The organism is Oleiphilus sp. HI0066 (genome assembly GCF_001635725.1).
The window spans coordinates 1-858 of the sequence record NZ_LWFH01001558.1 but is presented as its reverse complement, the minus strand read 5'-3'; the positions used below and the strand labels follow the sequence as shown (position 1 = coordinate 858).

Below are 858 nucleotides of genomic sequence, written 5' to 3'. Positions count from 1 at the left end.
ACTGAGACTCATCTTCAAGGTGGGGTAACGATATTTCCCCAAACTCATTCAGCGTAACTTCTTTGAATATATCGAGGTCGTCTCGCAAACTTAAACGTACCGTAAAATTGGTAATCTCGCCGCTAGACAGAAACATGAAATCGGGCGTCTTTTTATCCCGCAGAGAAGAATCGCTAGTAGAACTTGAATCGTCATCATCAAAAACACTGCCACCAAATTCACTTTCTTCTTTTTCAGAGCTCGGGAGAACTACCTCTTCACCTTCTCTCTCAAATTCGAGAAACATCCATTCGGGCAATACTTGAGGTTTTAGGACTGGGCTGGTCGCGAGGGACCAATTTTGTTCTTCTTCGTTGTACGAAATGAAATCGTAAGCCTGCTCACTAATTCGAACACCGATTTCAGCATTACTAAAGATAGCTTCATTTGCCGCGGTTCGCATGAGCGCATGCATTCTATTGGTTTCTATATCCAATTCACGCGCTTGATTACCGCCGAAGCTCGTCGTAGCAAGGCCAGCGAGCAATCCAAGCAATACCATCACGACCAACAATTCAATGAGCGTAAAGCCCTTATTACGTTGATATTGCTCGGAAGAAAAAAACATAACTTAGTTCAAGTCGTGCACACTAATATCAGCCGCATCACCCTCACCGCCTTCGCGCTGATCTGCGCCAAACGAATACAGGTCGTAAGGACCTTCAGAGCCTGGGCTTACATACTGATATTCAACACCCCAAGGATCTTTTGGAACGCTTGGCAAGTATCCATCTTTGCTCCAGTTCTTTGGTTCAGGTGAACCTGATGGCTTATTAACCAAAGCCTCTAAACCTTGCTCAGTGCTAGGGTAATTGAAAT

At 44.6% G+C, this 858-nt stretch carries 2 protein-coding genes; both read right to left on the bottom strand.

Translation table 11 applies throughout. The features are described 5' to 3' along the window. Window positions 1–607 (bottom strand): type II secretion system minor pseudopilin GspH (gspH, locus tag A3738_RS24605; RefSeq protein ID WP_068479654.1); only part of this gene is annotated, 607 nt, incomplete at its 3' end. Between the two features lie 3 nt (window positions 608–610). Then, the coding region (gene gspG / locus A3738_RS24600) for a type II secretion system major pseudopilin GspG (protein ID WP_068763916.1) at window positions 611–858 on the bottom strand (248 nt) is incomplete at its 5' end.